The following is a 12399-nucleotide window of genomic DNA, read 5'->3' as shown; positions in this document are numbered from 1 at the left end:
CCAGCCCCTGGCAACGCGGCAGCAACGAAAACACCAACGGCCTGCTGCGCCAGTATTTCCCCAAGAGCACCGACCTGGCCGTCCACAGCGCCGAGAATCTGGCCGCCGTCGCCGCCGAACTCAACGGCCGCCCACGCAAAACGCTCGGCTGGGACACCCCAGCCGAGCGTTTGGCTAAGCTCCTGACCTAAGCCAGTTGATCAGTTGTGTTGCGACGACCCCTGGAATCCGCCCTTCCCCGCCGGGGCCTTCGTCGTCTTCGGGCCGTCATCGTCTTCGGGCCCGCTCAGGTTTGCCCCGCTCAGGCCCGGTTCGCCTCAGGTCCCGCTCGCCTCAGGACCGCTTGGTGAACAGGCCGGCGAACTGGCGCCGGACCATGATCGCGCCCACGAGCAGGAAGAACACCAGGATCACCAGGGTGGACGTCGTGCCGCCGGTCGAGCTGGTCAACGCCACGTCCACGCTCCCGACCAGCACCACACCGCAGTCGGCGCGGATCACGTGGCGACCCGGCTGGATCGTGGTGAACTCGACCCTGGTGCTGAACGTGCCCGAGCCGTCCGCCTTCGCCGCGCCGACGGCCTCGCCCAGCGCGCTGAGCCGCACCGACGACCCCGGGTCACAGCCCGTGCCGGTGGCCGTCAACGGGTCACCCGGCTGGATGTTGTCCTTGTCCAACGTCAGCGCGCCGTCACCGTCGAACGGCCTCGTGGTGGCGGTCGTGGTCGGCGCGGAGCTGTCCGTCGTGGTTGTCGTCGTCGCGGTTGTCGTGGTCGTCGTCGGCCGGGTGGTGGTGGTCGTCGGGCGCGTGGTGGTCGTCGTGGTCACCGGGGGAGCGGTCGTCGTCGTGACCGGCGGCGGGGTCGTGGTCGTGGTCGGCCTCGCGGTCACCGTGAAGCTGTCCGTCGGGTTCGACGTCGCCGCGCACTGCGGGCGCGCCGTGACCCGGTGCGTCCCGACGCCCGCGTCCGACGGCACGGTCGCCGTGCCCGAACCCGTGCCGCGACCCGCGTGCCTGCCGCTGCCGATCACCCGCCCGCCGTCCCACAGGATCTGCACGGTGGGGTTCGAGCAGTCCGGGTCGAGGTACACGCCGGTCCAACTCAGCGTGAACGTGCTGCCCGCCGGACCGGAATCCGGGCTCGCGGTCGCGACGCCCTGCTGCTGCGCCGATACCGGTGCCGCTACGAGCGCCGTAACGCCATATGCCAAGGCACCGAGTAGAGCTAGTGTTCCTGCCGATCGCATGCCGACTCCCGGACCAGTCCGCGACCCCCGATGAGGTGCCCTTGTGAGACGCATTATGAGCAGCGTCGGTTTACTGCTCCTGTGCGGGATCTTCCTCGGCGTCGCCCCGGCCCACGCCGCCGGGGACGCGGTCACCATCGACGCCACGGTGGACGGCACACCGGTCGGCGAGGACGAGTTGCTGCTCGACCCGTCCCGCTCCTCCCTGATCTCCGTGACCGTCCACAACGGAACCGACACGGTCCGGCACATCAAGACGATCCGGCTGTCCGGCACTGCGCTGGCGCTGACGTTCTTCTCCTACGACACGACCGTGCCGTTCGACGTGCCCGCCAAGGAGAGCGTCACGCGCGGGTTCGTGCTCGACCTCGGGCAGCTCGGCGGCCAGGCGACCGGCCTGCTGCCGACCGAGCTGGAAGTGCTCGACACCAACCGCGACGTGCTCGCGTCGATCGGCATGACCGGTGACGTGCGCGGGTCGCTGTGGTCGGTCTACGGGGTGTTCGGGCTGGCCTTGTTCGGGCTGACCCTGCTGGCGTGGGCGGGCGCGCTGTTCGCGCTGGCCCGCCGGCGGCTGCCCGCGAACCGGTGGCAGCGGGCGATGCGGTTCCTGCCCGCCGGCGTCGGCACCGGGCTCGTCGCGGTGATCTCGCTGTCCGTGCTGCGGATCATGGCGCCGTCACCGGCCGCGGAGATCCCGTTCGTGCTGGGCGCGGCGGCGGTCGCGTTCGCCCTGGGCTACCTGACACCGCACCCGGACGCGGACGACCTGGCCCCGGTCGGTCCGGGCGGTCCGGTCGACCCGGAGAGCACGCAGCGCATCACGCGGCCGTTGCCGGGCGGTGCGGCGTGACGGTGTCGGCGAACGTCGTCGCGGCGCTGCCGCAGTACGAGCTCGGCGCGGAGGTCGGGCGCGGCGGGATGGGGGTCGTGTACGCGGCCGTGCACCGGCCGTTGGGGCGGGCGGTGGCGGTGAAGCGGCTGCCCGGTGTGCTCGCGTCGGACGAGCGGATGAGCGCCCGGTTCGCGCACGAGGCGCGGCTGCTGGCGCGGCTCGACCACCCGCACATCGTGCCCGTGTACGACTACGTCCAGGACCGCGGCGAGCACCTGCTGGTGATGGAGAAGCTCGACGGTGGCACGGTGTGGTCGAAGTTCACCGGTTCGGGTGTCACGCCCGCTTCGTCGTGCGCCATCGGTCTGGCGATGCTGTCCGGTCTGCACGCGGCGCACGGGGCCGGGGTGCTGCACCTGGACGTGAAGCCGAAGAACCTGCTCTTCACCGCCGGTGGGGTCCTCAAGGTCGCCGATTTCGGGATCTCGCAGGTGGTGAGCGAGGGTGCGACGCTCGTGACGCACGGCGGGCAGGTGCTCGGCACGCCCGCGTACCTGTCGCCGGAACAGGCGCTGGGCAACCCGCTCAGCCCGGCGGCCGACGTCTACGGTGCGGCGACGGTGCTGTACGAGCTGCTCAGCGGCCGGCTGCCGTTCGACAGCGGTGGTGGGGCGTTGGCGATGATCCAGCGTCACGTCTACCAGCAGCCCCGCCCCCTGATCGAGGTACCTGATCCACTCGCCCGAGTGATCATGCGGGGGATCGAACGCGACCCGCAGGCCCGGTACCGCAACGCGGAGACGTTCGCGGTGGACCTGGCGGGCGCGGCGGCGGAGGTCTTCGGCCGGGACTGGCTGCTGCGCCTCGGCGAACCGGTCCACCTGAGCCCGCAGGTCGCCGCCGCGAGCACTCGTCCCGCGACCGGTTCCGCCGTGCCGCGGGAAATCCTCGACATGCCCGTTCGGGCGACGCTCGTGGACGCTCCGTCGACCCCCGCGCGGCTGGGCTCGCAGACCCTCGTCCCGGCCGCGCAGGTCCTGGCCGCCACCGCCGCCCCGAAGCCCGCCCGCTGGTTCGCGCTGGCCGCCGCCCTCGCCGCGGCCGTGATGATCACCATCCCGTTCGCCCTGCCGGGCCGCGCCCTGCCCGCCCTCGACGTCGACCTGAGCAAGCCGGTCACCGTGGGCCAAGGCAACCCGGCGACCGCGCGCCTCGCCGTGACGGCGGTCGGCATCACCCTGGCCGACGTCCCCGCCTCCCCACCCGCCCCCGCCTCCACGTCCTCCTCCGAACCCGCCTCCACCCCCTCCTCGCCTACCACCTCACTGTCGTTCGAGCTGCCGGGCGCGAGCCGGTGGATCGTGGGCGGCGCCGCCGTGGCCACGGTGACGGCCGACGGCCAGTCCACCGACTACTCCCTCCGCCCGGTCACGCACCCGATGATCAGCATCATGGGCGCGGGGAGCGCGGTGCTGCTGCTGTTCGCGCTCGCGTACCTGGAGTCGATCCTGCGGTCCCTGCGGCGACGACGGGCGGGGACTGCGGCGGTGGTCGCGTCGGCGCCGTTGGGCTTCGCGCTCGGCGTGGCCGTGTGGCTCCTGCCGTCCGTGCTGCTGCGTCACACACCTGACTTGTGGCCGGCGCTCGTGTGCGGCGGGCTGGGCGTGGCGGCGGCACTGTGCACGGCCGTAGCCACCCGACGGTCAGCTCTCCGCTGACGGCTACGCGCACGGTCAGCCCACCACTCTGGTGGCCGCACGCACGGCCAGCCCTCGACTCTGCTGCTGGCCGTGTACGGCCAGCCCTCCGCGCCGACGGCCACATGCACGGCCAGCTCTCCGCGCCGACGGCCGTGTGCGCCGACCGGCTGCACGTGCGCCACTGGCCGCTGCTACCACTCGACCGGTGCCGGCATGCGATCGCTGCCAGCGCCGACATCTGCCAGCGCCGACATCTGCCACCGGCGGCCGCTGGCACCGACAGGCTTCGGGTCAGGCGGCTGTCTGGGCGGCGGGCGCAGGTTCGGGCGGGTGTGTGCGGGCGCTCGATGCCTGCGAGTGTGGCGGCAGGCTGATCGTGCGGCGGGCGGTCGTGGGTTGCCGGTGAGCCGGTGTTCGGGCAGCGCTGCCGGCAGCTGTGCGGCGGCAAGCGTGATGCCCGGCGGGCCATCGGGTGCCGACTGCTGGCGGCGGTGGGTGAGGTGGGGTGGGGGTTGGGTGTTGCTTCGGTGCGGTTCCTTCTTGGGTGGCTCCTTCCTCGTGTTCCTTACCTCGGGCTCCTTCGTCGTGCTCGTGCTCCGTTGTCCGTCGTCCGTCCGCTGCTCGCGGCGCGCTCCCCTCCTGTGCGCCGCGAGGTTCGGACGGGCCGGGGGTTGGTCGGCGGCCTCGTTGTTTCAACCGACGTTCGAGATCGACGATAACAGTGTTTCGTTTGATGATTCCAGAATGATCACCCATTAGCGTGACGGGCGGAATCAGGGCTTGAGGGTCCTGACCAGGGGAAACATCACCCTCACCGTGAAGCCGCCGCTGTCCGTCGGCCCCGCCTCCAGCTCACCGTTCAACAACGCCGCACGCTCCCTCAGCCCCACCAACCCATGACCACCGCTGGGCAACGCCGCCCCGTCCACCGACCCGACCGCACCCTCCGGCGCCTCGTTGCGCACCTCCACGCGCAGCTGATCGGCATCGGCCACCACCGACACGGCCGTCGCCGCACCGCACGCGTGCTTCCGCACGTTCGTCAACGCCTCCTGCACCACCCGGTACGCCGCGCCCGACACCGGAGCCGGCAGATCGGCCATCGGGCCCCGCACGGTCAACGTCGCCGGAATCCCCGCCGCACCCACCAGCTGCGCCAAATCCTCGACCCGGGGCTGCGGCGAGTCCTCGCCGCTCGTCGTCCGCAGCACGCTGACCAGCTGCCGCAGCTCGTCCAACGTCCTCGTGCTCAACATCCGGATCGTCCCGGCGACCTGCTTCGCGTTCGGGTCGGCCGCCGCCATCCGCAGCGCACCCGCCTGCATCGCGATCAAGCTCACCTGGTGCGACACGACGTCGTGCATCTCCCGCGCCAACCTGGCCCGCTCGTCCGCCCGCACCGCGTGCGCGTGCAGCATCCGCTCCCGCTCCCGGCTCGCGGCCAGCTCGGCGATCCGCGCCGACAACTCCTCCCGCGCGTGCGCCAGCAACCCGATCGCGATCGGCATCCCCGCCACGATGCACCCGTAGATGGCGTTGTGGACGTGCGTCTTCCAGTCCAACGCCGCGAACTCGGCCGGCGGCCACACGAAGAACCGGCTCAGCCACACCAGCGCCGCGCCGATGTAGGTCTGCTTCGACAGCAGCTGCTGCCGCGCCAACGTCCCCAGCGCGATCATCGCCGCCAACTGCGCCCACCCGGCCAGGAACCCGGGCACGGTGATCAGCACGACCAGGAACGGGAACCGCCGGCGCAGCGCCACCGCCGCCACCGACACGACCGACAGCACGTAGTTGTACGGCTCGGCCTCGGGCACGACCCGCAGCCACACGTCCAGCGCCGCGATGCCGACGGCCGCCGCGTCGAACGCGAGCTGCCGGTGCCGGCCGAGCACGCGGGAGAGGAACCGCCCGAGCGCCCCGAGGCGGGCAGCACGCCGCACCCGCTCGGTCGCGACGCCGTTGACCCGACCGCTCGGCAGTCTTTCGACAGCGTTGCCGGCCAGGGTTCGACCTCCTGTGTCAGCTGTCCGCCGGTCCTCACCGTACTGCGCTGTCATCACGCTTGGCATGACCCGCCTTTCCGCCCCCGACCCGCTCGAACGACCCGCTCACCCTTCGAGATGCTGTGATTACCCGAACGGGACGCCCGACGCCGCACAAAATTGCGAGCGCGAACGTCCGGTGAGCGGACAACGTGCGTGAAGACGGCCCGCGAGTGCGCCAAATCACCCCGAGAACGCCGCTGCCGCCGTCGCCCGGAACGGACGACGGCGGCAGCGGAGGGGGTGGGTCAGGCCGACGGCGGGGTGGTCGGCGCCTTCGCGGCGGCGGCCGTGTCGAGCAGCCACAGCGTGCGCTGCCGACCACGGGCGCCCGCGGCCGGCAGTTGGGCTTCGTCGGCGCCGGTCAGGCCGAGGGCCACGGCCTCGCCCTTCGCCGCACCCGTCGTCATCAGCCACACCTCGCGCGCCGCGCGGATGGCGGGCAGGGTGAGGCTCACCCGGGTCGGCGGCGGCTTGGGGCAGTCGCGCACCGCGACGACGGCGCGCTCCCGCTCCACCACCGCGGGCGACTCCGGGAAGATCGAGGCCACGTGCCCCTCCTCCCCGACACCGAGCAGGCACACGTCGAACGACGGCACGGCACCGTCCGGGCCCGCCGCGGCGGCGAGCACGGCGGCGTACGCCTCGGCGGCGGCCTCGGGGTCGTCGCCGAACCGCCCGTCGGACGGCTCCATCACGTGCACGCGCGAAGCCGGCACCGGCACGTGGTCCAGCAACGCCTCCCGCGCCTGCGTCTCGTTGCGGTCGGGGTGCCCGGCGGGCAGGAACCGCTCGTCGCCCCAGTACAGGTCGACCCGGGTCCAGTCCACCGCGTCGCGGGCGGGCGTGGTGCGCAGCTGCTCCAGCACCGCGATGCCGGTCCTGCCGCCGGTCAGCACCAACGACGCCGACCCGCGCGCGGTCTGCGCGTCCACCAGGCTGGTGACCAGGCGGGCGGCCGCGGCGGCGGCCAGCAGGTCGCCGTCACGGTGCACCACCACCTCGGGCCGGCTCACGAGCCCGCCTTCGCCTTCGCCGCCTTGGGCGCGGCCTTCGCGGCGGCCTTGGGAGCGGCCTTGCCACCGGAGGACTTCGGCGCCGCGGTCTTGGCGGCGGCGGTCTTCGCCGGCGCCTTCGCGGGCCTGCCGTCCACCTTGCCGTCCACCTTCGAGCCCGCCTTCGAGTCCGCCGAAGCCGCGACCTCCGCCGAAGCGCCGGCGGGCCGGGTGTCGGCCCCCGCGCCCGGACCGCCGTCCGACTTCGCCTTGGCGGCCCCGGACGCGGGACCGGACGCGGCCCCGGACCCGGCCCGCGCAGGCTTGCGCGCCGCGGCGGTGGCCTTCGGCGCGGTCCGACCGCGCACGACCTTGCCCAGCGACCGCAACGCCGCCTCGTACACCTCGTCCGGGTCGAGCCGGCGCAGCTCCTCGGCCAGGCAGTCCCGCACCTGGCGGCGCTGCAGCGCGACCCTCCGCTCCGGCTGGCCGGGCTGGGTCAGCGTGCCCACCTTGCCGTCCGGGCGCGACAGCTCGACCAGCCCGGACCGGCGCTCCAGCCGCACGTCGACGATGCCCTCGCCGCGACTGGCCTTCACCCGCTTCACCGGCACCCGCAGGCACCCGGCGAGCCACGCGGCCAGCAGGTCGGTCGACGGCGAGTCGCTCTCGCCGCTCACCTCGGCCTCGGTGACCTTCTCGTGCGGCGGCAGGTCGAACGCCGACGCGAGCATCGCCCGCCACAGCGTCAGCCGCGTCCACGCCAGGTCCGTGTCGCCGGGCCGGTAGCCCGTCCGGCGCTGCTCCAACGCCCGGATCGGGTTCTTCTCCGCCGCCGCGTCGGTGATCCGGCGCTGCGCGAGCTGCCCGATGGGGTCCTCGGCGGGCACGGCGGGCGCCTCGTTCGGCCACCACGCCACCACCGGGGTGTCCGGCAGCAGCAGCGGCACGACGCACGAAGCGCCCTCGTTGGCCAGCTCGCCGTACAGGCGCAGCACGATGACCTCGGACGCGCCCGCGTCACCGCCGACGCGGATCTGCGCGTCGAGCCGGGGCGCGGCCTTGCGCGCGCCGCGCGCCACCACGATCACCCGGCAGGGGTGCTCGCGGCTGGCGTCGTTGGCCGCGTCGATGGCGTCCTCGGTCTTGGTGCCGTCGTCGGTCACGATGACCAGCGTCAGCACCCGGCCGAGGGTGACCGCGCCGCCTTCCTCGCGCAGCCGCACGAGCTTGCTGTTGACCTGCGACGTGGTGGTCGAGGGCAGGTCGATGATCACGGACGCCTCCAGTGCCTGCCGGTGCGGGCCAGCATCTCGTCCGCCGACGCCGGTCCCCAGGTGCCTGCCTTGTACTTCTCCGGCGCGCCGGTGGCGCTCCAGTGCTTGATCACGGGGTCCAGGATCTCCCAGGACAGCTCGACCTCGTCGTTCTTCGGGAACAGCGACGGCTCGCCGAGCAGCACGTCCAGCAGCAGCCGCTCGTAGGCCTCCGGCGAGGACTCGGTGAACGCGTGGCCGTAGCCGAAGTCCATCGTGACGTCGCGGACCTCCATCGAGTTGCCCGGCACCTTGGAGCCGAACCGGATGGTCACGCCCTCGTCCGGCTGCACGCGCACCACCAGGGCGTTCTGCCCCAGCTCCTCGGTGGCGGTGTCGTCGAACGGCAGGTGCGGCGCGCGCTTGAACACCACGGCCACCTCGGTGACGCGGCGGCCGAGGCGCTTGCCGGTGCGCAGGTAGAACGGCACGCCCGCCCAGCGGCGGGTGTTCACCTCGCAGGTGATGGCCGCGTAGGTCTCGGTGACCGAGTCCTTCGCGAACCCGCCTTCCTCCAGCAGCCCGAGCACCTTCTGCCCGCCCTGCCAGCCACCGGTGTACTGGCCGCGGGCGGTGGTCTCGTCGAACGGCCCGATCGAGCGGGTCGCCGAGAGCACCTTGACCTTCTCCGCGCGCAGGTCGCTCGGCCGGAACGAGACCGGCTCCTCCATCGCGGTCAGCGCGAGCAGCTGGAGCAGGTGGTTCTGGATCACGTCCCGGGCCGCGCCGATGCCGTCGTAGTAGCCCGCGCGACCGCCGAGGCCGATGTCCTCGGCCATGGTGATCTGCACGTGGTCGACGTAGTTGGCGTTCCAGATGGGCTCGTAGAGCTGGTTGGCGAAGCGCAGCGCCAGGATGTTCTGCACCGTCTCCTTGCCGAGGTAGTGGTCGATGCGGAACACCGACTCCTCGGGGAAGACGTCGTTGACGGTCTTGTTGAGCTGCTTGGCGCTGGCCAGGTCGTGGCCGAACGGCTTCTCGATGACCACCCGGCGCCACTGGTCGGGGCTGTCGGTCGGCGGCGTGGCCAGGCCCGCGCGCTTGAGCTGGTTGACCACCGTGGTGAACGCGCTGGGCGGCACCGACAGGTAGAACGCGTGGTTGCCGCCCGTGCCGCGCTCGCGGTCCAGGTCGGCGAGCGTCGCGGCGAGCGAGTCGAACGCCGCGTCGTCGTCGAAGGTGCCCTGCACGAACCGGATGCCCTCGGCGAGCTGGTTCCAGACCTCCTGCCGGAACGGCGTGCGCGCGTGCTCCTTGACGGCGTCGTGCACGACCTGCATGAAGTCCTGGTCGGCCCAGTCGCGGCGGGCGAAGCCGACGAGCGCGAAGCCCGGCGGCAGCAGGCCGCGGTTGGCCAGGTCGTAGATGGCGGGCATGAGCTTCTTGCGCGACAGGTCGCCCGTCACGCCGAAGATCACCAGGCCGGACGGCCCGGCGATGCGCGGGAGCCGCTTGTCCCGCGGGTCGCGCAACGGGTTGCGCTTGGTCGGCGCACTCACGAACCGTCCTCCTGGATTGCCTCGACGAGCTGCGCGAGCCCGGCGACGCGGTCGGTCAGGTGCAGCCGCAGCACCGGGCGCCCGCGCTCGGCGAGCACCTGGCCGTCGCCCAGCGCCTGGGCCAGCTGCAACGTGCTGAGGTCGTACGGCCGGTCCGGCACGTCCAGCTTCGTCTCGGACTCGCCGGTCAGCTGCAGGAACACGCCGTTCTGGTGACCGCCCTTGTGGTACTGGCCGGTCGAGTGCAGGAACCGCGGTCCCCACCCGAAGGTGGTCTGCAGGTGTGAACGCTGCGCCAACTCCGGGCGAACGAGGGCGAACGACGCGTCGTCGACCCGGTCGAGGTAGGCCTGCACGGACAGGTAGCCGTGCTCGGGCGCGGCGGCGACCAGCGCCTTCAGCGCCTCGGCGACCGTCTTCACGTCCGCCGGCAGCCAGCCCTCGCTGGGGTAGGCCTCGATCGGACCGTCCACGAAGGCCGGCTCGACCGTCGACGCGGCGGGGGAGTCCAGCAGGGACCGGGCCGCCTTCTTCGCCGCCTCCACGTCGGGCTGGTCGAACGGGTTGATCTCCAGCACCCGGCCCACCAGCGCGGTCGCGTACTCCCACACCAGGAACTGCGCGCCGAGCGAGCCCTCGACCGACAGCGTGGACGAGCCGGTGGCCGGTCCGATCGCGACGGTCGTGGCGTCGGAGCGGGCGTCCACGAAACCGGGCGCGCCCGGGCCCTCGACCACCACGGGCAGCAGGCCGGTGCCGTTCTTGCCGGTCGACTCGGCGATCAGCTGCTCAGCCCAGTCGCCGAACCCGGCGATGCCCGAGCCGGTGTCGGCGAGCACGACCTTCTCCGCGCCGTGCGCGTGCGCCACCGCGAACGTCGCCGCCAGCACCACCGCCGGGTTGTCCGGCGAGTCGGCCGACACCAGCGGCGCGGCGGAGGCGGCCTCGTCGAGCAGCTTGCCGACGTCCGCCCCCGCCAGCCCGGAGGGCACCAGGCCGAACGCGGTCAGCGCCGAGTACCGGCCGCCGACGTGCGGGTCGGCCAGGAACACCTTGCGGTAGCCCGCTTCCCGCGACGCCGCCTCCAGCGGCGAGCCCGGGTCGGTCACCACGACGATCCGCGACGCCGCGTCGATGCCCGCCGCGGCGAACGCGGCCTCGAAGATCCGCCGGTGGCTGTCGGTCTCCACGGTGCCGCCCGACTTGGACGACACCACCACGACCGTGCGCTTCAGGTCGCCCGCGAGCGCCTCGGCCACCTGGCCGGGGTCGGTGGTGTCGAGCACCACCAGCGGCACGCCTGCCGTGCCCGTGATCACCTCGGGCGCGAGCGACGAGCCGCCCATGCCGGCGAGGACCACGCGGTCCACGCCTTCGGCGAGCAGCTCGTCGCGCAGCGCGGTGATCTCCGCGACCAGCGGGCGGGACGTCTCGTGCAGCGTCGTCCACGCCAGGCGGATCGACGCCTCGGGCTCCGCGTCGGCGCCCCACAGGGTGGCGTCCCCCGCGGTGAGCCTGCTCGGAGCCGAATCCCGGACCAGGTCGCCCACGACGGTGTCGACCTGGTTCTGGTTCGGCGTGCGGACGATCTCCACGGAGATCACCTCGGTCATGTCAGTCCTGTCCCGTTCTCGGCTCTCAGGCCTTGGCCTGGTTCAGCTGTCCGGTCACCGTGTCGAGCAGTTCGGCCCACGACTTCTCGAACTTGTCGACGCCCTCGGTCTCCAGCACGACGAACACGTCGTCCAGGTCGATGCCGACCTCGACCAGCCCGTCGAAGACCTCCTGCGCCTGCGCCGCGCGGCCGGTGACCGCGTCGCCCTCGATCTTGCCGTGGTCGGCGACCGCGTGCAGGGTCTTCTCCGGCATCGTGTTGACCGTGTCGGCCACCACGAGCTGGTCCACGTACCGGGTGTCGGAGTACTGCGGGTCCTTCACACCGGTGGACGCCCACAGTGGACGCTGCGCGCGGGCGCCCGCGGCGGCCAGCGCCTCCCAGCGCTCGCCGCGGAACGTCTCCTCGTACGCCGCGTAGGCCAGCACCGCGTTCGCGATGGCCGCCTTGCCGCGCAGCGCGGCCGCCGCCGGGGTGTCCAGCGCGTCGAGCCGCTTGTCGATCTCGCTGTCCACCCGGGACACGAAGAACGACGCCACGGAGTGGATGCCGCGCAGGTCGTGCCCGTTGGCCTTGGCCTGCTCCAGGCCCGCGACGAACGCCTCCATCACGTGCCGGTAGCGCTCCACGGAGAAGATCAGCGTCACGTTCACGCTGATGCCCTCGGCGAGCACCCGGGTGATCGCGGGCAGGCCCTCGACCGTGGCCGGGATCTTCACCAGCAGGTTCGGCCGGTCGACGGCCTTGGCCAGGTCGAGCGCCTCGGCGACGGTGGCCTCGGTGTCGTTGGCCAGCCGCGGGTCGACCTCGATCGACACGCGGCCGTCGACGCCGTCGGTGGCGGTGTAGATGTCGCGGAACAGGTCGCACGCGTTGCGCACGTCCGTGGTGGTGATCTCGCGGACGGCGGCGTCGGTGTCGGCGCCGCGCGCAGCCAGCTCGCGCACCTGCTCGTCGTAGGCCGAGCCCTTGGACAGGGCGGCGGCGAAGATCGTCGGGTTGGTGGTCACGCCCACCACGTGCCGCTCGGCGACCAGGCCGGCGAGGTTGCCGGAGTCCAGCCGCTCGCGGGACAGGTCGTCCAGCCAGATCGACACGCCCGCGTCGCTGAGCGCGGCCAGCGGATTGGTGCTCATCTCGTCAACT

10 protein-coding genes are annotated in these 12399 nt (G+C 72.7%); 3 read left to right on the top strand and 7 right to left on the bottom strand.

The window, feature by feature from the left end; all coding sequences use genetic code 11:
* A partial coding sequence (locus AB0I91_RS40955) for a transposase (protein ID WP_499641713.1) occupies window positions 1–191 on the top strand: 191 nt, incomplete at its 5' end.
* Between the two features lie 142 nt (window positions 192–333).
* On the opposite strand, the gene AB0I91_RS40950 is transcribed toward AB0I91_RS40955, so the two are convergent.
* Window positions 334–1212: a hypothetical protein gene (locus tag AB0I91_RS40950; RefSeq protein WP_499616772.1), complete on the bottom strand. Its 879-nt coding sequence runs from the start codon at window positions 1210–1212 to the stop codon at window positions 334–336.
* 79 nt (window positions 1213–1291) lie between these two features.
* Here AB0I91_RS40950 and AB0I91_RS40945 point away from each other — a divergent pair, with 79 nt between their 5' ends.
* Complete coding sequence (locus AB0I91_RS40945) at window positions 1292–2101, top strand: hypothetical protein (RefSeq protein ID WP_498779794.1); 810 nt, start codon at window positions 1292–1294, stop codon at window positions 2099–2101.
* Window positions 2098–3801 carry a serine/threonine-protein kinase gene (locus AB0I91_RS40940; protein ID WP_499641711.1) on the top strand — a complete coding sequence of 568 codons (1704 nt, stop codon included), beginning with the start codon at window positions 2098–2100 and terminating at the stop codon, window positions 3799–3801. The genes AB0I91_RS40945 and AB0I91_RS40940 overlap by 4 nt, the downstream gene beginning before the upstream one ends.
* Window positions 3802–4556: 755 nt before the next feature.
* Here AB0I91_RS40940 and AB0I91_RS40935 read toward each other — a convergent pair.
* The 6 genes from AB0I91_RS40935 to tal all read right to left on the bottom strand — a co-directional run bounded on the left by AB0I91_RS40935 (window position 4557) and on the right by tal (window position 12389).
* Complete coding sequence (locus AB0I91_RS40935) at window positions 4557–5855, bottom strand: sensor histidine kinase (protein ID WP_499641709.1); 1299 nt, start codon at window positions 5853–5855, stop codon at window positions 4557–4559.
* Window positions 5856–6076: 221 nt separating this feature from the next.
* On the bottom strand, window positions 6077–6844 hold the full coding sequence (pgl, locus tag AB0I91_RS40930) for a 6-phosphogluconolactonase (RefSeq protein ID WP_498779791.1): 768 nt from the start codon (window positions 6842–6844) through the stop codon (window positions 6077–6079).
* Entirely contained in the window at window positions 6841–8100 is a 1260-nt protein-coding gene (opcA, locus tag AB0I91_RS40925) for a glucose-6-phosphate dehydrogenase assembly protein OpcA (protein WP_498779790.1), read from the bottom strand. Before opcA ends, pgl begins: the two co-directional genes overlap by 4 nt.
* Window positions 8097–9638 carry a glucose-6-phosphate dehydrogenase gene (gene zwf, locus AB0I91_RS40920; protein ID WP_498779788.1) on the bottom strand — a complete coding sequence of 514 codons (1542 nt, stop codon included), beginning with the start codon at window positions 9636–9638 and terminating at the stop codon, window positions 8097–8099. The genes opcA and zwf overlap by 4 nt, the downstream gene beginning before the upstream one ends.
* Entirely contained in the window at window positions 9635–11251 is a 1617-nt protein-coding gene (locus AB0I91_RS40915) for a phosphoglucose isomerase-related protein (protein WP_498779786.1), read from the bottom strand. The genes zwf and AB0I91_RS40915 overlap by 4 nt, the downstream gene beginning before the upstream one ends.
* A 25-nt stretch (window positions 11252–11276) precedes the next feature.
* Window positions 11277–12389, bottom strand: coding sequence for a transaldolase (tal, locus tag AB0I91_RS40910; RefSeq protein WP_498779784.1), 1113 nt, complete (start codon window positions 12387–12389; stop codon window positions 11277–11279).
* Window positions 12390–12399 lie beyond the last annotated feature (10 nt).

Origin of the sequence: Actinosynnema sp. NPDC049800 (assembly GCF_040656635.1) — a bacterium.
In the GTDB taxonomy this organism is placed as follows: Bacteria; Actinomycetota; Actinomycetes; order Mycobacteriales; family Pseudonocardiaceae; genus Actinosynnema.
This window is presented reverse-complemented; position numbering and strand designations above follow the sequence as displayed.